17 protein-coding genes are annotated in these 18,459 nt (G+C 70.5%); 6 read left to right on the top strand and 11 right to left on the bottom strand.

Going from position 1 to position 18,459, the window contains the following annotated elements; genetic code table 11:
* The first annotated feature begins 1 nt into the window (after position 1).
* Together ACFE7W_RS09480 and ACFE7W_RS09475 are read left to right on the top strand one after the other, a co-directional pair.
* On the top strand, positions 2–553 hold the full coding sequence (locus ACFE7W_RS09480; protein ID WP_375424517.1) for a heavy metal-binding domain-containing protein: 552 nt from the start codon (positions 2–4) through the stop codon (positions 551–553).
* 13 nt (positions 554–566) lie between these two features.
* Entirely contained in the window at positions 567–746 is a 180-nt protein-coding gene (locus tag ACFE7W_RS09475; RefSeq protein WP_375424516.1) for a DUF5302 domain-containing protein, read from the top strand.
* An 81-nt stretch (positions 747–827) separates the two neighbouring features.
* Here ACFE7W_RS09475 and ACFE7W_RS09470 read toward each other — a convergent pair whose 3' ends face one another.
* The 4 genes from ACFE7W_RS09470 to ACFE7W_RS09455 all read right to left on the bottom strand — a co-directional run bounded on the left by ACFE7W_RS09470 (position 828) and on the right by ACFE7W_RS09455 (position 7,151).
* Positions 828–3,857, bottom strand: coding sequence for an alpha-mannosidase (locus ACFE7W_RS09470; RefSeq protein ID WP_375424515.1), 3,030 nt, complete (start codon positions 3,855–3,857; stop codon positions 828–830).
* A 92-nt stretch (positions 3,858–3,949) separates the two neighbouring features.
* Positions 3,950–4,849 (bottom strand): carbohydrate ABC transporter permease, encoded by a 900-nt coding sequence (locus ACFE7W_RS09465; RefSeq protein WP_375424514.1) that lies wholly within the window; start codon positions 4,847–4,849, stop codon positions 3,950–3,952.
* Positions 4,846–5,757, bottom strand: coding sequence for a carbohydrate ABC transporter permease (locus ACFE7W_RS09460; RefSeq protein ID WP_375424513.1), 912 nt, complete (start codon positions 5,755–5,757; stop codon positions 4,846–4,848). The genes ACFE7W_RS09465 and ACFE7W_RS09460 overlap by 4 nt, the downstream gene beginning before the upstream one ends.
* 2 nt (positions 5,758–5,759) lie before the next feature.
* The gene (locus ACFE7W_RS09455; RefSeq protein ID WP_375424512.1) at positions 5,760–7,151 is read right to left on the bottom strand and encodes an extracellular solute-binding protein; all 1,392 of its coding nucleotides are present in this window, start codon (positions 7,149–7,151) and stop codon (positions 5,760–5,762) included.
* 311 nt (positions 7,152–7,462) lie between these two features.
* On the opposite strand from ACFE7W_RS09455, the gene ACFE7W_RS09450 reads away from it, so the two are divergent.
* Entirely contained in the window at positions 7,463–8,515 is a 1,053-nt protein-coding gene (locus tag ACFE7W_RS09450) for a LacI family DNA-binding transcriptional regulator (protein ID WP_375424511.1), read from the top strand.
* Here the strand turns inward: ACFE7W_RS09450 and ACFE7W_RS09445 are convergent.
* Entirely contained in the window at positions 8,512–9,171 is a 660-nt protein-coding gene (locus ACFE7W_RS09445) for an HAD-IA family hydrolase (RefSeq protein WP_375424510.1), read from the bottom strand. The two genes, ACFE7W_RS09450 and ACFE7W_RS09445, sit on opposite strands and share 4 nt — an antisense overlap.
* Positions 9,172–9,288: 117 nt before the next feature.
* Between ACFE7W_RS09445 and ACFE7W_RS09440 the strand changes: the two genes are divergently transcribed.
* The 3 genes from ACFE7W_RS09440 to ACFE7W_RS09430 are packed head-to-tail and all read left to right on the top strand — an operon-like array spanning position 9,289 to position 13,663.
* The gene (locus ACFE7W_RS09440; RefSeq protein ID WP_375424509.1) at positions 9,289–9,900 is read left to right on the top strand and encodes a TetR/AcrR family transcriptional regulator; all 612 of its coding nucleotides are present in this window, start codon (positions 9,289–9,291) and stop codon (positions 9,898–9,900) included.
* Positions 9,894–11,630 carry an ABC transporter ATP-binding protein gene (locus ACFE7W_RS09435; protein ID WP_375424508.1) on the top strand — a complete coding sequence of 579 codons (1,737 nt, stop codon included), beginning with the start codon at positions 9,894–9,896 and terminating at the stop codon, positions 11,628–11,630. Before ACFE7W_RS09440 ends, ACFE7W_RS09435 begins: the two co-directional genes overlap by 7 nt.
* The gene (locus ACFE7W_RS09430) at positions 11,627–13,663 is read left to right on the top strand and encodes an ABC transporter ATP-binding protein (RefSeq protein WP_375424507.1); all 2,037 of its coding nucleotides are present in this window, start codon (positions 11,627–11,629) and stop codon (positions 13,661–13,663) included. The genes ACFE7W_RS09435 and ACFE7W_RS09430 overlap by 4 nt, the downstream gene beginning before the upstream one ends.
* Positions 13,664–13,712: 49 nt before the next feature.
* Here the strand turns inward: ACFE7W_RS09430 and ACFE7W_RS09425 are convergent, their stop codons facing one another.
* From ACFE7W_RS09425 to ACFE7W_RS09400, 6 genes are all read right to left on the bottom strand, one after another.
* Positions 13,713–14,111, bottom strand: coding sequence for an endonuclease domain-containing protein (locus ACFE7W_RS09425; RefSeq protein ID WP_375424861.1), 399 nt, complete (start codon positions 14,109–14,111; stop codon positions 13,713–13,715).
* Positions 14,112–14,659: 548 nt separating this feature from the next.
* Complete coding sequence (locus tag ACFE7W_RS09420) at positions 14,660–15,481, bottom strand: nitrilase-related carbon-nitrogen hydrolase (protein ID WP_375424506.1); 822 nt, start codon at positions 15,479–15,481, stop codon at positions 14,660–14,662.
* Positions 15,478–16,041, bottom strand: a complete 564-nt coding sequence (locus tag ACFE7W_RS09415; RefSeq protein WP_375424505.1) for an rRNA adenine N-6-methyltransferase family protein — start codon at positions 16,039–16,041, stop codon at positions 15,478–15,480. The genes ACFE7W_RS09420 and ACFE7W_RS09415 overlap by 4 nt, the downstream gene beginning before the upstream one ends.
* Positions 16,042–16,119: 78 nt before the next feature.
* Complete coding sequence (locus tag ACFE7W_RS09410) at positions 16,120–16,401, bottom strand: DUF4287 domain-containing protein (protein ID WP_375424504.1); 282 nt, start codon at positions 16,399–16,401, stop codon at positions 16,120–16,122.
* A gap of 63 nt (positions 16,402–16,464) precedes the next feature.
* Entirely contained in the window at positions 16,465–17,271 is an 807-nt protein-coding gene (locus tag ACFE7W_RS09405) for a nitrilase-related carbon-nitrogen hydrolase (protein ID WP_375424503.1), read from the bottom strand.
* A 4-nt stretch (positions 17,272–17,275) separates the two neighbouring features.
* The gene (locus ACFE7W_RS09400) at positions 17,276–18,454 is read right to left on the bottom strand and encodes a hypothetical protein (protein ID WP_375424502.1); all 1,179 of its coding nucleotides are present in this window, start codon (positions 18,452–18,454) and stop codon (positions 17,276–17,278) included.
* Between the last annotated feature and the right edge of the window lie 5 nt (positions 18,455–18,459).

Here is an 18,459-nt window from a genome sequence, read left to right as displayed (position 1 = left end):
CATGAGCAACTACGGGCAGCAGCCGAACCCCTACGCCCAGCCCGGCCAGCCGTACGGGCAGCCCGCCCGACCGGGCCAGCAGCCCTACGGTCAGCCGCAGCAGCCGTACGGTCAGCCGCAACCGGGGTACGGCCAGCCGGGCTACGGGCAGCAGGGATACGGCCCGCAGGGTGCTCCGGGCCAGTGGACGCCGCAGCCGCCGGTCGCCCGCAAGCCCACCCTGGTCAAGCACGCGCTGCCGGTGACCACCATGGACAAGCTGGTCGGGCAGGAGATCACCGAGGTGCTGGGCGACGTGCTGGGCGTGGTGGTCCGCACCCGTGAGCTGCGCGCCGACCTGCGCCAGGGCAACCCGATCGACGGCTACGTGACGATGCTGACCGAGTCCCGCCAGGACGCGGTCGCCCGGCTGGTCGAGATGGCGGTGGCCGCGGGCGCGCACGCCGTCGTCGGCCTGCGCTACGACTGCAGCGAGATCACCCAGTCCCTGAGCGAGGTCGCCGCGTACGGCACGGCGGTCAGGCTCGCGAGCGAGCCCGCGACACCGGCCTGACAGTATGGACGGCATGAGCGACGAGCAACCGGAGACGACCGACCCGGCTGAGGACACCAAGCGCAAGTTCCGCGAGGCCCTCGACGCCAAGAAGGGCCGGCAGGGCGAGGACCACATCGACGGCGGTCAGCAGCCCGGCCACGCCCACGGCCGGATCGAGACCAAGCGCACCTTCCGCCGCAAGACCGGCTAGGGGTTCGAGAGCGAAACCTCTGCGAGGTCTTCGACCAGCTCAGGGCGCGGTTTCTACGCGCCCCGAGCTCGTCGAGCCGGCTCAGGCCCGCTTCAGCCGTACCGTCAGGATCTCGAACGGGCGCAGGGCCAAGGTGGCGCCGGTCGCGGTTGCGCGACAGCGCCCGTGGCCGAGAGGCCGCTCCAGCAGGTCGGTGAACGCCACCGAGGCGACGTCGAAGCCGGCCACCAGCTCTCCGGCCGCCCGACCGCCGCGGGACTCGTACAGCCGGACGACCACGTCGCCGCTCTGGTCCTCGGCCAGCTTCACGGCCTCGACGACGACGGCCGGGTTCGAGACGGTGAGCAGCGGCGCGACGTCGGCCGCACCGGTGACCACCCGCTCGGGCAGGTTGGTCCGGTAGCCCTCCTCGACCGCGTCGGCGATCGCAGCCGCCGGCCGGATGGTCACCCGGCTCAGGTGCCGGCCCTGGTCGGCGCCGGGGTCGGGGAACTCCGGCCCCCGGACCAGGGACAGCCGGACCGTGGTGGTGCTGCCGCCGTCCGCCCGCGCCGTGCGGTTCACGTCGTGGCCGTAGAGGCAGTCGTTGCTGACCACCACGCCGTAGCCCGGCTCCTCCACGTGCATCCAGCGCTGGGCGCAGGTCTCGTAGCGGGCGTACTCCCACGAGGTGTTCGCGTGCGTCGGCCGCTGCACGTGCCCGAACTGGGTCTCCGCGCTCGCCGTAGCGGCGTGCACGTCCAGCGGGAAGCCGAGCTTGAGCAGCTTGTGCTTCTCGTGCCAGTCCAGCTCGGTGAGCACCTCGACCGACGGCGAGCCCGCGGCCAGGAGTATCCGCTGCGACACCGTGGAGGAGCCGAAGCTGCGGCGCACCACCACGGTCGCGGCGTCCGCGCCCTCCTCGGTCTCGATGGCGTCCACGCCGTCGATCTCGGTCAGGCTGCGCCGGTAGTGCACGTCGACGTCCCAGGCGTCCCAGTTGTTCGGCAGGTCGCGGTGCAGCTGCAGCCGCAGCGCCGTCTCGTCGGGCGCGATCGCCTCCCGACCCGAGGCGGCGTCGATGAGCGAGCCGATCTGGCCGCGCTCGTCGACCACCACCCGGAGGATGCCGTTGTCCAGCACGACGTCGCCGCCGTCCCGGGCCAGGGTCACCGGCTGGGCCGTTCGGACCTCGGACGCACCCAGGGCCGGCACCCCGCGCCGGCCGTGCGGCGCCGCGTTGAAGACCAGGTAACGGTCGCCCTCGCCGGCCAGCGCCGTCGTGGCCGCCGCGATCAGCGCCTCGGCGCGGCGCTCGATCGCGGCGTAGTTGCGCTCAGCGTCGTGGGCCACCCAGGCGATGCCGCTGCCCGGCAGGATGTCGTGGAACTGCTGCAGCAGCACGAGGTGCCACAGCTCCTCCAGCTCGGCGTACGGGTACTCCGCCCCCAGCCGGACGGCCGCGGTGGACGCCCACAGCTCGGCCTCGCGCAGCAGGTGCTCGCTGCGCCGGTTGCCGCGCTTGGTGCGGGCCTGGGTGGTGTAGGTGCCGCTGTGCAGCTCCAGGTACATCTCCCCGGTCCACACCGGCGGGTTCGCGTACTCGGCCGCGGCCGCGTCGAAGAAGGCCCGCGGCGACTGCATGGTCACCGTGGGCGAACCCTCGACCGAGGCCATCCGGTGGGCGGTGGCCACCATCTCCCGGTTCGGGCCGCCGCCGCCGTCGCCGTAGCCGAAGGGCACCAGCGACATGGTCGCCAGGCCCTTCTCCCGGTACTGGTGCTCGGCCAGCGCGAGCTCGCGGCCGGACAGGTCGGAGTTGTAGGTGTCGACCGGTGGGAAGTGGGTCAGGACCCGGGAGCCGTCGATGCCCTCCCACCAGAAGGTGTGGTGCGGCATCTTGTTGGTCTGGTTCCACGACATCTTCTGGGTCAGGAAGTACTTCGACCCGGACGCGCGGACGATACCCGGCATGGCTGCGGAGTAGCCGAACGAGTCGGGCAGCCACGCTTCCTCCGTCTCCACCCCGAAGTTCTCCAGGAAGAAGCGCTTGCCCGCGACGAACTGGCGCGCCATCGCCTCCCCGCCCGGCATGTTGGTGTCGGCCTCGACCCACATCCCGCCGACGGGCACGAACTGGCCCCGTGTCACGCAGTCCTTGATGCGCTCGAACAGCTCGGGGTAGAACTCCTTGACCCACGCGTACTGCTGGGCCGAGGAGCAGGCGAAGACGAAGTCCGGGTCGGCGTCGGCGAGCGCGACGACGTTGGAGAAGGTGCGCGCGCACTTGCGGATGGTCTCGCGCACCGGCCACAGCCAGGCGGAGTCGATGTGGGCGTGCCCGACCGCGGTCAGGTGGTGGGCGCTGGCGTACGCGGGCCGGCTGAGCACGTCGACCAGCTCGGCGCGCGCGGCGGCGGCGGTGCCGGCGATGTCGTCCGGGTCGAGGACGTCGAGCATCCGCTGCAGGGCCTGCAGGATCTCCGCGCGCCGGGGCAGCGTCTCCGGCAGCTCGCGCATCAGCCCGTCGAGGCTGCCGATCTCGCCCAGCAGCCGCCAGACCTGGCCGTCCAGTAGACCCAGCCGGCACTGCCGCAGCTCGTACAGCTCCTCGTCTCCGGCGGTGTCGGGGTCGCCGTAGGGGGTCGGCTGCTGCAGGTCCATCCCCTTGACGTGCCGGGTGTGCGCGACGTTCGGGTTGGCCGCGGCCTCCACGTACAGGTCGACCGGCGCGGTGGCGTCCAGCGGCACGTGGTTGTTCATCGGCGAGATCGCCTTGATCGTGCTCCCTCGCGGCGTCCAGGCCAGGCCCTCGGCCTGGAAGCCCGAGTGCTCGCCATTGAAGCCCAGGTCGACGACCAGCTCGACGCTCGTGTCGGCCACCGCCTGCCATTCCTCGGGCACCGCGCCCGTGACGTGGATCCAGGTGGTGCTCCAGGGCCGACCCCACGCCATCCCCTCCTGCACCGGCACGTACTCCTGCGCCAGCGCCTCCTCGACGCCCACCGGCTCCCCCGGCGCCTGCCACCACGAGAGGCCGAGCGGGGCGGTGGCCCGGTAGAGCGCGGGCTCGACGTACTCGGCGACGAAGCGCGTGAGCCGGTTCTCGAGCAGGGTCTTCTGGTCATGCATGGGGAATCGCTCCTGAAAGAGGTTGGGTCGCGGCTGAGCCCTTCGACGGGCTCAGGGAACGGGGTCGTTGGGTGAGGAAGGGAACGGGTTGCTCAGCCCTTGACGCCGCCGCCGAAGGCGAACGCGCCGCCGAGGCGTCGGCTGAGCACCAGGTACAGCAGGACCGAGGGCAGTGAGTAGAGCAGTGCGTACGCGGCCAGCTGGCCGTAGACGATCTGCCCGTACTGGCCGAAGAAGGTGTAGATGGTCACCGACATCGGCTGCTTCTCGGGGCTGAGCAGCAGGATGAAGGGGACGAAGAAGTTCCCCCAGAGGCCGATGAAGGTGTAGATCCCCACCACCGACAGCCCGGGCGCCATCAGCGGCATGATGATCCGGCGCAGCCCCTGCAGCGGGGTGGCGCCGTCGGTCCAGGCGGCCTCCTCCAGCTCGATCGGGACGCCGTCCATGAAGTTCTTGGTCAGCCAGATCGAGATGGGCAGGGCCGTGGTGGCCATGAAGACCATGGTGGCGACCATCGAGTCGTCGAGCGCCAGCTGCACGAACAGCCCGTACACCGGGACCATGATCGCGGTGATCGGCAACCCGGTGGCGAAGAGGATCGTCAGCATGAACGGCCGCTTGAGCCGGGAGCGGTAGCGCGACAGCGGGTACGCGGCCAGGGTGGCGCAGACCATGGTGATGATCGTGCCGCCGATGCAGAGGATCGCGCCGTTCAGCAGCGGCCGGTAGGTGGTCTCGGAGTTCATCACCGCGCGGAAGTTGCCCAGGCTGAAGGGCTTCGGCCAGGTGATGCTGACGCCTTGGGCGGGATCGCCGTTGAACGCGGCGAACAGCACCCACAGCAACGGGACGATGAACGCAGCGGCGATGATCAACAGGCCGATGCTGCCGATCATCCGGCCCGACAGCCGCTTGCGCCGGTGCGGCGGCGGCTTGGCGACGGTGGCCGTCGCGGTCTGCTCAGCGGTGGCGGCGGTGTCGGTGGTCACAGCGTCTCCGACCGGTTGAGGGTGCGCAGGTAGATCAGGGAGAAGACTGCGCCGATCACCAGCAGCAGCAGCGCGATCGCGGTGCCGTAGCCGAGGTCGGAGGCGATGAAGGCCTGGTTGTAGGCGAACAGCGGCAGGGTCATGCTCTTGTCGCTCGGTCCGCCCTTGGTCATGGTGTAGATCAGCCCGAAGACCGACAGCGTCTGCAGGGTGATCAACATCAGGTTGGTGCCGATGCTGCGACGGACCATCGGGATGGTGATGGCGGTCAGCATCCGCAGCCCGTTCGCCCCGTCGACCAGCGCCGACTCCTCGATGTCCTTCGGAACCTCCGAGAGGGCGGCGGAGTAGACCAGCATCGAGAACGCCGTACCCCGCCAGACGTTGGCGATCGAGACCGCGAGGATCGGGTTGTCGTAGAGCCACTGCTGGGGCGGCAGGTGCAGGAAGCCCGTGATCGAGTTCCACGAGCCGCCGTCGCCGAGCACGGCCTGCCACAGGTAGGCCACCACGACCTCGGGCAGCACCCACGCCCCGATCACCACCGCGGAGCAGAAAGCCCGTACCAGCAGGAAGCTGGAGCGGTTGAGCAGGGCCAAGATCATCCCGAGGATGTTCTGGCCGATGATCGCGGAGAGGAAGGTGAAGATCAACGTCAGGCCCAGCGAGGAACGGAACGCCGGGTCGCCGAGGGCGCGGGTGAAGTTGGCGATGCCGATGAACTGCGTGCCGGTCTGGCCGGTGAGGGCCATGTTGGTGAAGGCGGCGTAGACGCAGTAGGCGATCGGGCCGGCCAGGAACACCACCAGCAGCAGGACGGCAGGGCCCAGCGGCACCCCTCGCACCAGGGTGCGGCCCTGGTGCCGGCTTCGGGGTGGTGCGGTCGGCAGCCGCGCGGGCGCCGACACGCTCACTTGGTCAGGACCTTGTCCGCACCGACAATCTTGGTGACGCCGTCGGTGTAGAACTGCGCGGCCGCGGCGGGATCGGCGCTGCCGGTGATCACCTTCTCACCGGCCTGCTGGATGAGCAGGCTGATCTTGGCGTACTCGGCGTAGGCCGGACGGTAGATCGTCGACTCGACGAGGTCGGAGAAGAAGGCGTTGGTCGGGTTGGCCTTGGTGTAGGTCGGGTCCTTGGCCACGTCGGTCCGGACGGGGATCTGGACGTTCTTGATCGCCCAGTCCAGCTCGCCCTGCTTGGCCGTCAGCAGCTTGATCAGCTCCCAGGCGGTGGCCGGGTTCTGAGAGTTCTTGGGGATGGCCCAGGTCCAGCCGCCGGACAGCGTCACCTTGCCGTTGCCCTGGCCGTTCTGCGTCGGCATCGCGACGTTGCCCATGACCTTGTTCCACTCGGGCCAGGGGGCCGCTCCGCCAGAACCCCAGTTGCCCGACAGCCAGCTGCCGTCGACCGCGATGGCCAGCTTGCCCTTGGGCAGCAGGTCCTGCCCGACGGTGTTCGCCCAGGTCGGGTTGAGCGCCTGCTGCGGCGTCGGGGCCAGCCCGGTCGAGTAGATCTTCTGCAGGAAGGTCAGGGCGTCGACGAAGTTCTGCGACCCGACCACCCACTTCTGGCTGGCCTTGTCGTAGAGCGTGCCGCCGTCGGTCCCGTAGAGCAGCATCTCGAAGCCCTGCATGGTGGCACCCTCGCCGGTCCCCGTACCGGCGTAGACGTTCAGCGGGATGACGCCGGGCACCTTGTCCTTGACGGCCTGCGCCGCGTCGAGGATGTCCTGCCACGTCTTGGGCGCCCAGTCCGCCGACAGCCCGGCCTGCTTGAGCAGCGTCTTGTTGAACCAGATCGCCCGGACATCGGTGCCGTCAGGGATGCCGTAGGTCTTGCCGTCCAGACCCTGGGCCGCGGTCTTCGCGGTGTCCTTGAACTGGCTCCAGTCGGCCCAGCCGCTGATGTGGTCGTCCAGCGGGCTGAGGTAGCCGGCGGCGATGTCAGAGTTGATCAAGAAGGTGTCCTCGTACGCCAGGTCGGGCGCCGTCCGCGGGGAACGCATGGCCAGCTGCAGCTTGGTGTAGTAGTCGTTCTCCGACGCGGTGATCGGCTGGAGCTTGACCGTCGCCCCCGGGTTGGCGGCGCTGAACTGCTTGGCGATGTCGCCCAGGAAGTTGGCCTGGATCTTGGAGTTGCCGAACTGCTGGTAGGTCACCTTCACCTCACCGGTGATGGCTCCGGCCGAGGCGCTCGACCCACTGCCGGGGGCCGTACCGCTGCCGCTCTTGCCGCAGGCTGCGAGGCCCGCCGTGGCACCGAGACCGGCCGTGGCCCAGAGGAACTCTCTCCTACGCATGATTCTCCCTTGAATGCTGGTGGCTGCTGAGGACGCGCTGGTGCCGAGGACCCCTCGGCAGGGGGAGCAGGACGCTCACGCAGGAGACGGCCGTCCGGGCCCCGGAGGGCATGCCGGACGGGACCGGCGACCAGCGGGCGACATCGCCCATGCTCACTCTCCCCTAGCGGACGCAACCGCTTGCGCGATGGCTTCCCCGCGAACGTAACAGCCCGATACACTCCCCGCAAGCGTTTGCGCGTAGGACGCGTCGATGCGGTGGACACCAGGGCCCCCGAGACCGGAGACCCAGAGACACGAAGAGGTGATCGATGGCCACGATGGCGGAGGTCGCCGCGCTGGCCGGCGTCTCGACCTCGACGGTCTCCCACGTCCTGAACCGGACGCGGGCGGTCGACCCGCGGACCCGCGCCCGGGTGGAGCAGGCCATCCGGGCCACCGGCTACCGGCCCAACCACGTCGCCCGGTCGCTGGCCACCTCGAGCAGCCGCACGATCGGTCTGGCCATGTCGATGCTGGGCCGGGACAACTACTTCGCCGAGTTCGCGCACTCGATCGAGACCAGCGCCCGGCAGGCCGGCTACACGCTCACCTACGCCGACACCCACGACGAGGCCGGCACCGAACAGCTGGTGCTCACCCAGTTCCTGTCGCAGCGGATCGACGGCATGATCTGGGCCTCGAGCGGGTCACCGGCGGACGCCGTCGGCCCCGCGGTCGCGACCGTGCTGGTGGACCGGCTGCGCGACGAGCCGCACGACCAGATCGGCCCGGAGAACCTCGAGGCGATGGCTACCCTGACCGCCCACCTGGCCGACCACGGCCACCGCAGGATCGCCCTCGTCGCCGGACTGGACGGCTGGAGCACCACCGCGGAGCGGATCGCCGGCTACCGCCGGGTCGTCGCCGAGCGGGGTCTGGACGCCGACCCGGCCCTGGTGGTGCACGGCGACTCCCAGACCGAGCCGGCTCGACGGGCCTCGCACGCCCTGTTCGCCGCCGACGACCCACCGACCGCCCTGATCAGCGCCAACAACGCGATGACCTTCGGGGTGCTGCGGGCGCTCCGCGAGCTCGGCCTCTCCGCGCCGCACGACGTGGCCCTGGCCTGCTACGACGACTTCGACTGGGCCGACCTCGTCACGCCCGGCCCGACGGCGATGCGGCAGCAGATCGACCGGATGGGCAGGCGCAGTGTCGAGCTGCTGCTGGCCCGGATCAAGGACCCCTACCGGCCCTACGTCACCGAGCGCGTCGCGCCGGAGTTCCGGGTCCGCGAGACCTGCGGCTGCCCACCCGCCACCGTGCCCCACCCGCAGCGGATCCCGATGGGCAGGCCCGCGCGCACCCTGGCCGTGTCCTAAGGACGCAGCCGGACCCGGATGCCGTCGGGCCCGGGCAGGAACTCGACCTCGGACAGGTCGTCCACCACGGCGTCGGCGTCGAGGTCCTCGCGGGCGGTGGTGGTGACCACGGCGAGGGTGGCGCAGCCGGCTGCGCGCGCGGACTCCAGGCCCTTGGGCGCGTCCTCGACCACCAGGCAGCGGCGGGGGTCCACCCCCAGCCGGCGCGCGGCCTCGAGGAACGGGTCGGGGGCGGGCTTCCCACGGGACACGTCGTCCACGGTGATCAGGACCGACGGGGGGACCAGCTGGGCGGCGGCGATCCGCGCCCGCGCCAGCGGCCCGTTGCACGAGGTGGCGATGGCGCTCTTGGCGTGGCTCAGGCTGGCCAGGGCCTCGGCCGCACCCGGCAGCACCACGATGTCGTGCACGTCGGCCAGCTCCAGCTCGTCGATCCGCCGGATCGCCTCGGCCTGCCGCTCCTGCGGCAGCAGCGCCCGCACCACCTGGGCCGACGGCATCCCGTGGTGTCGACCGACCTGGTCGGGATCGAGCCCGAACTCACCCATCCAGGTGGTCCAGGCCCGCACCACCGCCGGCGTGGAGTCGATCAGAGTCCCGTCCATGTCGAAGAGGACGCCCTCGAAGACCGCGCCCGCCAAGTCGTTCAGCCCCACCGCATGCTCCTCCTGTGCCCGTCCGGACGACCCATCCTCCCCGAACAGGCGCCGCCCGTCCGACCCCATCCCGAAATGCCCTTGCTGAGTGAGTGCTCACTCACTACGCTGGGCACCGTGCCCCGCGCTACCCCACTGCCGCCCGACGAACGACGAGCCGCCCTGCTGGCCGCGACCGAGCCGCTGCTGGAACGGCACGGGCGCGACGTCTCGACCCGGCAGATCGCCGAAGCCGCCGGCGTGGCCGAGGGCACGATCTTCCGCGTCTTCGCCAGCAAGGACGCGCTGATCGACGCCTGCCTGGAGGAGTCCTTCGACGTCAGGCACACCTGTGACCAGCTGCTGGCCATCGAGCCCTGGTTGGACGTCGGCTCGGCGGTCCTGGCCGCAGTCACCATCGTGCAGGCGCGGCTGCGGCGCGTCATCGCCCTCTTCCACGCCCGCCGGCTGCACGCGCCCTCCGCCGAGCAGGTCGACCACTTCCGCGCCCGCCAGGCTGAGCAGACCGAGCAGCTGACCCTCGCCCTGGTCGCGGTGCTGACGCCGCACGCCAGCCAGCTGCGCCATTCCCCGGAGGAGGTGGCCGCCGCCCTCCGCACCATGACCTTCGCCTTCAGCCACCCGATGCTGAGCGAGGGCCGCGTCAGCACTCCCGAGCAGATCACCGACCTGGTGCTGCACGGGGTCTCCCGCACGACACCATCGCCCTTCGAGGAGCCGCTGTGCTGATCTCCCTGCTGCGTCGTCACCTGGCGCCCTACCGTCGGCTCCTGCTCGGGGTCGTCGTGCTGCAGCTGCTGGGCACGGTGGCCGCGCTCTACCTGCCCAGCCTGAACGCCTCGATCATCGATCGCGGCGTGGCCACCGGGGACACCGGCTTCATCTGGCACACCGGCGGGATCATGCTCGGGGTGAGCCTGGTGCAGATCGTCTGCACCATCGTGGCCACCTACCTGGGCGCCCGGACGGCGATGAGCTTCGGCCGCGATGTCCGTGCGGCGATCTTCGACCGGGTGCTCGCGTTCTCCTCCCGCGAGCTGAACACGTTCGGCGCCCCCTCCCTGATCACCCGGAACACCAACGACGTCCAGCAGGTGCAGATGCTGGTGCTGCTGTCGGCCACGGTGTTCGTGGCCGCGCCGATCACCATGGTCGGCGGCATCGTGATGGCGATGCGGCAGGACGTGGGCCTGTCCTGGCTGGTCGTGGTCTCGGTACCGCTGCTGGTGGGCGCGATCTATGCGGTGATTCGCAAGATGGGGCCGCTGTTCCGGGTCATGCAGACCCGGATCGACAACCTCAACCGCGTGCTGCGGGAGCAGATCACCGGCATCCGGGTGGTGCGGGCCTTTGTCCGCGAGCCGTACGAGACCGCCCGCTTCGACACCGCCAACGCCGAGCTGACCGCCACCGCCACCTCGGTCGGCCGGTTGCAGGCCACGATCTTCCCGATCGTGATGCTGATCCTCAACGTGTCCAGTGTCGCGGTGCTGTGGTTCGGGGCGCGGCGGATCGAGTCCGGTCAGATGCAGATCGGCTCGCTGACCGCGTTCCTCACCTACCTCGTCCAGATCCTGATGTCGGTGATGATGGCCACCTTCCTGCTGATGATCGCGCCGCGGGCCATGGTTTGTGCCGAGCGCATCCAGGAGGTGCTGCGCACCGAGTCCTCCGTCGTACTGCCCGAGCGACCGGTGACCCAGCTGGTCGCGCACGCCACCGTCGCCTTCCGCGACGCGGAGTTCACCTACCCCGGGGCAGACTCCCCCGTGCTGCACGGCATCGACCTGGTGGCCCGACCCGGCCAGACGACCGCGATCATCGGGTCCACCGGTGCGGGCAAATCCACCCTGGTCTCATTGATCCCACGGCTGATCGACCTCACGGGCGGCTCCGTCGAGGTGGACGGCGTCGAGGTGCGTGAGCTCGACCCCGACCTGCTCTGGAGCCGGATCGGCCTGGTGCCCCAGAAGCCGTTCCTCTTCTCCGGCACCGTGGCGAGCAACCTGCGCTACGGCAAGCCGGACGCGACGGACGACGAGCTCTGGCACGCACTGCGGGTCGCCCAGGCCGAGGACTTCGTCCGCGCCATGCCGGGCCAGCTGGAGGCCGACATCAGCCAGAGCGGCAGCAACGTCTCCGGCGGCCAGCGGCAGCGGCTCTCGATCGCGCGCGCCCTGGTGAAACGACCCGAGATCTATGTCTTCGACGACTCCTTCTCCGCCCTGGACGTGACCACTGACGCCCGGCTGCGCGCCGCGCTCAGACGCGAAACCGCGTCCTCCTGCGTGATCATCGTCGGCCAGCGTGTCGCCACCATCGCCGACGCCGACCAGATCGTCGTCCTCGAGCACGGAGCGATTGTGGGTACCGGCACCCATGAGGAGCTGCTCGCCGACTGCCCTACCTACGCCGAGATCGTCAGTTCCCAGATGAGCGCCGCGGAGGTGGCCGCATGAGCACCAACACCCCGGCCAGGACGCCGGTCAAGGCCCCGGAGCGGCCCCAGTACGCGCCCACCCGGCGCGGCGGGGGGCCGTGGAACCAAGCAGCACCGGTGGAGAAGTCGGCCAACTTCTGGCCGTCGCTGCGCCGGCTGCTCAGCCACCTCGCGCCCGAGCGGCTGATCCTGCTCGCGGTGATCGCGCTGGCTGTGGCGGGCATCGTGGCCACCGTCTACGGGCCCCGGCTGCTGGGCTTCGCGACCGACGTGATCTTCACCGGGCTGGTCGGCAAGAATCTTCCGGCGGGCGCGACCAAGGAGCAGGCGGTGGCAGCGCTGCGGGCCCAGGGCAACGACACCTACGCCAACCTGGTGCAGCGGCTGGACGTGGTGCCGGGCCAGGGCATCGACTTCGGTCAGCTGGGTCGCTGGCTGCTGCTCGCGCTCGGGCTGTACCTCGTGTCGGCCCTGTTCCTGTGGCTGCAGGGCTACCTGCTCAACGGGGCGGTGCAACGCTCGATCTACGCGCTGCGCAACGAGGTCGAGGCCAAGATCAACCGGCTGCCGCTCAGCTACTTCGACCGGCAGACCCGCGGCGAGCTGCTCAGCCGGGTCACCAACGACATCGACAACGTCGCGCAGTCGCTGCAGCAGACGCTCAGCCAGCTGCTGACGTCGCTGCTGACCGTGATCGGGGTGGGAGTGATGATGTTCGTCGTCTCACCGACCCTGGCCCTGATCGCCCTGATCACCATCCCGGTGTCGGTGCTGATCACCTCGCTGATCGGGAAGCGGTCCCAGAAGCTGTTCATCCAGCAGTGGAAGTCCACCGGTGAGCTGAACTCCCACATCGAGGAGGCGTTCACCGGCCACGGCCTGGTCAAGGTGTTCGGCCGGCAGGCCGAGGTCTCGGCGGTCTTCGCCGAGCGGAACTCCCGGCTGTTCGGCGCCAGCTTCGGCGCCCAGTTCGTGTCCGGCATCATCATGCCGTCGATGATGTTCATCGGGAACCTGAACTACGTGGTCATCGCGGTGGTCGGCGGGCTGCGGGTGGCCAGCGGCACCCTGAACCTCGGCGACGTCCAGGCGTTCATCCAGTACAGCCGTCAGTTCACCCAGCCGCTGACCCAGGTGGCCTCGATGGCCAACCTGCTGCAGTCCGGCATCGCCTCGGCCGAGCGCGTGTTCGAGGTGCTGGACGCCGAGGAGCAGTCGGCCGAGCCGGCGGCCCGCGGCGGTGCGGCCGTCGCCACCCGGGGACGGGTGGAGTTCGAGCACATCGCGTTCTCCTACGAGGAGGAGCGACCGCTGATCACGGACCTCTCGCTGGTGGCCGAGCCGGGCAGCACCGTGGCCATCGTCGGTCCGACCGGCGCGGGCAAGACGACGCTGGTGAACCTGATCATGCGGTTCTACGAGCTGGACGGCGGGCGCATCACCCTCGACGGGGTGGATGTGGCCGCCCTCTCCCGCGCCGAGCTGCGGTCGAAGATCGGGATGGTGCTGCAGGACACCTGGCTCTTCCACGGCACCATCCGGGACAACATCGCCTACGGCCGGCCGGACGCGACCGAGGCGGAGATCCTCGTCGCGGCGGCGGCCACCTACGTGGACCGCTTCGTGCACGCGCTGCCCGAGGGGTACGAGACGGTGATCGACGAGGAGGGCAGCAACATCAGCGCGGGTGAGAAGCAGCTGATCACCATCGCCCGCGCCTTCCTGGCCAACCCGGCGCTGCTGATCCTGGACGAAGCCACCAGCTCGGTCGACACCCGGACCGAGGTGCTGGTGCAGCGCGCCATGGCTGCGCTACGCACCGACCGGACCAGCTTCGTGATCGCCCACCGGCTCTCCACGATCCGGGACGCGGACCTCATCCTGGTGATGCAGGACGGCCAGATCGTGGAGCAGGGCACCCACGACGCCCTGCTCGAGGCCCGCGGCGCCTACTTCGACCTCTACAACTCCCAGTTCGCCGCCCCCACCGACGAGGACGAGGCGAACGCCCCTCATTTGCTCACACCAGTCGGCGGCCCGGTCTCCGGCTGAGCGTGGACCGATGGGCCCTCGGTCGACTGATGTGAGCAAATGAGGGCGTTCACTGGAGCATGTCGATCGCCCTCAACACCGCCGCCACGCACGCGTCCGGCTCGTCCTCCAGCATCCGCCACGTGAAGCGCAGAACTGTCCAGCCGTCGAGCACCACGGCGTTCTGCCGGCGTCGGTCGTTCTCGAAGATCTCCGGGTCGTCCTCGTGCAGACGGCCGTCGATCTCGATCACCAGCCTGAGCTTCGGGAACCCGATGTCGAGGCGATAGAGGTGGCCGTCGATGACGACAGGGTGGTTGGACTCCCAGCCATCGATCCCGGCGGCTCTCAGCAGCCGGTGGCCCCGCCGCTCGGCCGCGGACCAGGGTTCGTCGCGTGAGTCGACCAGCAGCTCACGGCGCAGCTGGTTGCCCGGCCGCTCCGGTGTGAGCTCGAAGGCCTGCCACATCTCGCGCAGGGTCGCGTTTCCCGTGCGCAACACCTGGTCGATCCCGTCGCCGCCGACCACGTCGCACAAGTCGAGTGCGGTGAGAGCCGGAGCCGTGAAGCGCAGACCAGCGCGTTCCTGAACCAGCTCGGCCGGGACCAGAGAACGGCGGAAGACGAAGCCTTCGCGGGGCGGGTGCTGCCTCCGGCTGGCGCACTCGACGACCTCGCACCGGATGCTCGGCCAGAAGGAGACCCGGGCCGCGGCGGTTCCGAGCAGGACCGCGTCCGGGTCGGCGTGACTCAGTGCCTGAATTCGTACAGAAAGATCTTCAGCGCTCGAGGGCGGCGCGTACACCCCGGGTAGGACCTGCCGCAGCTGGCCCTGGCGCAACCGCCAGGCGACCGCTGCGGCCAGTTCTGGATGCTGGCGTCGCACCAGCAGGCCCTGCTGGTCCAGGATTTGGCGGATGTCGTTCTCGGAAGCCCTCATACCTGGGGAGGGCCCGTAGATTCGAGCCGATGTTAACGACCGAGGCGCAGAATCTCACCTGTTGACCCACACCTGATTCAGTAGAGGTCGGGCCGGCGGTCGGCGAAGGCATGGTTGTACGGCCCGATCTCCTTGGCCAGGGCCCGGCTCAGGTCGAACTCGGCGAACAGCGTCGTCGCGTCGCCCTGGGCCGGACCGGCGACGGGATAGCCCTCGACGTCGCAGATGACGCTGCCTCCGATCCATTCCACGCCGCGCTCGGCCCCGACCCGGTCGCACACGACGACGAAGACCCGGTTCACCGCGGCGCCGGCCTGGGCCTTGACCATCTCGGGTGCACGCTCGCCCCTCACCGTGGGGATGCTCGGCCAGTTCGACGGCGCCACCACGATCTGGGCTCCGCGCAGGGCCACGTCGCGGACCATCTCGGGGAACTCGAGGTCGTAGCAGATCATCGCTGCGACCACCCCGACGCTGGTCCGCACCACCGGCGCCAGTGCGTCGCCGGCGGCGAACACGTTCTTCTCCGTTCCCCACAGGTGGGTCTTGCGGTACACGGCCAGCAGCCGGCCGCCGTCCACCACGACCAGGCTGTTGTACGGACGCTCGCCCTCACCGCGCTCGCAGAAGCCGCCGACCAGGACGATCCCGTGCTGGGCCGAGAGGTCGCTCAGCAAGGTGACCGTCGGCCCGTCCACCGGCTCCGAGCGCTCGACCGCCTCGGCGAGGTCGGCGAAGACATAGCCCGAGATGACCAGCTCGGGCAGCACCACCAGGCGGGCACCCCGGGCGGCGGCGACCTCCACGGCGGCGACGACGCGGGCGCGGTTGCCGTCGGGGTCGTCGACGTCGATCGTCAGCTGGCAGGCGGCGACGGTCGTCAGGCTCGGAGAACTCATGGCCGCCATCCTGCCCGCCGCACCTCCAGGACACCTGCCGGTCCGGGCGGCGGCGGCACGAACGCCTCCCGGGGGAACGGGCGCAGCGCGTCCGCGGCGTACTGCGGCCCCAGTCCGCGCCGTCGAGCTCCGGCCGCCTGCTGCACCAGACCCCGCGGCAGTACGAGGTGTGCCGAGAGCAGAGCGCTGTCCGACGCGGTCAGGGAACGCAGCAGGAGGACGCCCAGGGACCAGGGCGGGTTGGCCACCACCCGGAACGGCCGGGACGGCCAGCGGAAGTCCGCCAGGTCGGCCTCGACCACCGTGACGGTGCCCGGCTCCCGTCCCGCCGCCGCGGCGAAGCGGGACCGGAGGCGGTCTGCCCGGCCGGAGTGCAGCTCGACCGCCAGCACCCGGGCCCCCGCCGCCCGGAGCGGCTCGGTCAGGGCGCCCTCGCCGGCCCCGAGGTCCAGGACAAGGTCGCCCGGTCGCACCCGCGCCGCCACGACGAGCCGAGCAGCCGGTTCAGCCAGCAGCCGGTGCCACCCCCAGCGCCGGTCGGGCCGCGTGGCCCCGGACACGCGCGACCATCCAGAACATGATCATGGTCGCGAACACTAGCCCGGGAGGCGGCGGCCGGTCACCTGCTTTTCGCCGGCTCAGCGGCGGGCCCTACCGTCCAGCCGCAGCGCCGTGGAGGCGTCGCGGTGCGTGCCGGTCGTCCCCACGTGCCGGTCGCTGATGGTCGCGCCGTTCTTCAGCACGTGGACGAACGCCATCGCGTGGCCACGACCGACCCCCCAGCCGTCCGCGAGCCAGCTCACGACCTCACCGGCCTTGGTGTCCGCGCCGAAGCCGCGCGCGTGAGCGAGAGCCAGCAGCTGGTCGGGAGTCTGCCCCGTCTTGTCCTCGAGCGAGTCGAGGTAGGCCTGGAATGACATGGTGCCTCCTGGGGTGGGTGTCGCCAGCTGAGACCGGCTCCGGGGGCCGAACTCATCGCCCGCTCAGTAGAGGTCGGTCCGCCGGTCGTCGAAGACGTGGTTGCGGAGGCTGATCTGCTTGTTCAGGGCGGCGTCGAGGTCGACCTCGGCGACCAGCAGGCAGGCGGCGCCCCACTGCGGCCCGGCCAGTCGGAAGCCGTCCACGTCGCAGACGACGCTGCCGCCGACCCAGCCGACGCCGCGCTCGGGCCCGACCCGGTCCGCGACCACCACGACGAGGTGGTTCGTCGCCGCGCTGGACATCGCCGTGCTCACCTCCGGCGGACGCGTGTTCGCCACGTCGGCGGCCGGCCAGTTGGCCGGCGAGGCCACCAGCTGAGCTCCCCGCAGGGCGACGCTGCGGACCACCTCCGGGAACGTCAGGTCGTAGCAGATCAGCGGGGCCACGACCCCGACCCGGGTGGCCACCACGGGCGGCAACGCGTCCCCGGGGGTGAAGTGCACCTTCTCGGAGTTCCAGAGGTGGGTCTTGCGGTAGACCGCGAGCACCTCACCGCCGTCCACCACCACCGCGCTGTTGTACGGCAGGTCGCGCTCGGACATCTCGCAGAAGCCGGCCACCAGCACCAGACCGTGCCGGCGCGACAGGTCGCGGAACAGCTCGACCGACGGCCCGGACACCGGCTCGGCCCGAGCGGCCGCCTCGGCGGCGTCACGGAAGACCGCACCGCACAGCGTCAGCTCGGGCAGCACCACCAGCTGGGCCCCGCGGTCAGCCGCCTCGGCCACCGCGGCCACGACCGCCGCCCGCGTGCGGTCCACGTCGTCGATGTCGACCGGGACCTGGCAGGCGGCCACGACCAGCGCCACCGGCTCAGTCGTCCTCGGTGGCCGTGACCATCACCGCGACCGGGGCGAGGTAGCCGTTCGGGTCGAGCATCCAGCCGGCGTCGAACGCCGCCTCCACGACCTCGGGTGCCCACTCCAGCCGGATCCGGCCGTCGCCGGCGTTGACCACCAGCAGCTCTCCGGTGCCCGGCTCGGCCGCGGCCCCGCCGTTCTCAGCGGTACCGGCCTCGAGCAGCTCGAAGCGCCGCCAGCTGCCCGGCAGCACCGACAGCATGTCCTGGGCTTCGAGGACGACGGTCTCCTCCTCGGCGCCAGCGTTCAGGGTGACCCGCCAGCGGCCCGCCTTGACGAGCAGCGTCTGGGTGGCGTCGTGCCGGTGCCGGAGCAGCCCCTCGCCCGGCGTCGCCCTCAGCCAGGCCATGTTGAAGCTGTGCGGCTCGTGCAGCCGCGGCACCTGCCGCCGGTCCTCGCTCATCCCGTAGCCGATCACCAGGGCCAGCTCTCCGCCGCCGCCGGGCAGCGCGTGCCCCAGCGTCGCGCGCGCGCTGTAGCGACGGTCCCCCGCCTGGGTGACCCGTCCGCGCATCTCCTCGACGCTGTAGGGGGTGAGCTCGTCGATGGAGGCCTGCTTCATCGGCTTGATCAGCGGCACGTCCGTGGGCAGCTCGTCGCCCGCGACGGTGTCGATCAGCCGGTTGTCCGCGGTCAGGTGCAGGCCGTAGGACTCGGCCTCCTTGAGCACCGACGGACCCCAGATGATGCCGCCGGTCACGTCCTGGCCGAGCACGGTGAGCAGCAGACCCTCGTCCGGGCCCTCATTGGTGAAGCCACGGAAGATCCACGCCGGCACCGAGATGATGTCGCCGTCGGTGCTGACGTACTCGCCCTGCTGGCCGTCCACGCCCCAGCGGACCCGGAAGGTGCCGCCGAAGTTGATGAACACCTCGGCGGTGAAGTGCAGGTGCAGGTTGTTGTTGACGCCGTTCGGCATCCCCGCAGCCCCCACGTTGTAGCCGTGCGGCTCGCTGAGGTTGATGAACTGTTTGGCGTTCTGGGAGACGCCCGGGCCGATGAAGGCGTAGTTGGACTTGCGGTCCGAGCCGGGCGTACGGCAGTCGATGAAGGCGGCGTTCTCGGCCACCCAGTCCGAGCGCCGGATGGTCCGTCGGGTCACCTCGGTGGAGGGGACGACCAGATCGGTCATGAGCG

It is taken from the genome of uncultured Friedmanniella sp. (assembly GCF_964244285.1).
Lineage (GTDB): Bacteria > Actinomycetota > Actinomycetes > Propionibacteriales > Propionibacteriaceae > Microlunatus.
The sequence above is the reverse complement of the archived record's forward strand: the minus strand, read 5'-3'. Positions and strand labels throughout refer to the sequence as shown.